The 1287-nt window shown below is 61.4% G+C and carries 1 protein-coding gene; it reads left to right on the top strand.

Annotated elements, in window-relative coordinates; all coding sequences use genetic code 11:
• Positions 1 to 67: 67 nt before the first annotated feature.
• The coding region (locus C1Y63_RS12385) for an IS256 family transposase (protein ID WP_106016748.1) at positions 68 to 1287 on the top strand (1220 nt) is incomplete at its 3' end.

Below are 1287 nucleotides of genomic sequence, written 5' to 3'. Positions count from 1 at the left end.
AAAAACGGCCACCGCTGACCCATAGCCCTTCGTCATAGTTTGCAGACCAACACGAAAGGAGCCAGCGATGACCGCTGCCCCCTATGATATCGACCCCACGACCTATGTCGAGAATCTCCTCACCCAGTCCTCCCCGGACCTGATGCGCCAAATGCTCGGCGACATCATCAACCAGCTGCTGTCCGCACAGGCTGATACCCTCTGCGGGGCCGAGTACAACGTCGCCTCGGCCGACCGCACCAACAGCCGCAACGGTTACCGCCACCGCGAACTCGACACCCGAGTCGGCACCATCGACGTGGCCATCCCGAAGCTGCGCAAAGGCACGTACTACCCGGACTGGCTGCTCGCCCCGCGCAGCCGGTCGGAAAAGGCGCTGACCAACGTCATCGCGGTCGCCTACCTCAAGGGCGTGACCACCAGGCGCATGCAGGATGTCGCGCAAAGCCTCGGCATCGAGTCCCTGTCGAAGTCAACGGTGTCGAGGATGACCGCCGACCTGAACAACATGGTCGAAGCATGGCGCACCCGCCCGTTGGATAACGGCCCGTACCGCTTCGTCGCCTGTGACGCGCTGACGATGCGCGTGCGCGAAAACGGCAGGGTGGTCAAAAACAGTGTTCTGATCGCCACTGGCGTGAACGCTGATGGCTACCGCGAAATCCTTGGTATGCAGGTAGCAACGTCGGAGTCGAATGCTTCCTGGCTTGGCTTCTTCCGTGATCTCGCTGCCCGCGGGTTGACCGGAGTAGTCCTGGTGACCAGCGATGCGCACCTGGGTATCCAGCATGCTGTGGCGCAGGTGTTCCCCGATGCTAGCTGGCAGCGGTGCCGGACGCACTACTCCAACAACCTCTGCCAGATCGTGCCGAAGTCGGCGTGGAAGATGGTCAAGTCGCTGTTGTCGTCGATCTTTGACCAGCCCGATGCGGACGCCGTGCACAAGCAAGCCCAGATGGTGATCGCGATGTTGGCTAAGCAGTTCCCGAAGGCTGCGGAGCACCTGGAAGAGGCGTTGCCGGACCTGTTGGCGTTTACGTCATTTCCGCCGTCGGTGTGGCGGCAGATTTGGTCGAACAATCCGATGGAGCGGCTGAATCGTGAAATCCGTCGGCGTACTGATGTGGCGTGCATCTTCCCGGACCGGGACTCGGTGACCAGGCTGGTGGGTGCGGTGCTGGCAGAGCAGCACGACGAATGGATCAGTCAGCGTCGGTATATGGCGTTGCAGACGCTTGAGGACACTGACAAGTTCCTCGAAAAAGCACGCAAGCAGGCAGAGCAGGC

It is taken from the genome of Corynebacterium sp. 13CS0277 (assembly GCF_002994655.1).
Taxonomy (GTDB): domain Bacteria; phylum Actinomycetota; class Actinomycetes; order Mycobacteriales; family Mycobacteriaceae; genus Corynebacterium.
Note: the sequence above shows the minus strand (reverse complement) of the source record. Positions and strands in the feature narration are given on the sequence as shown.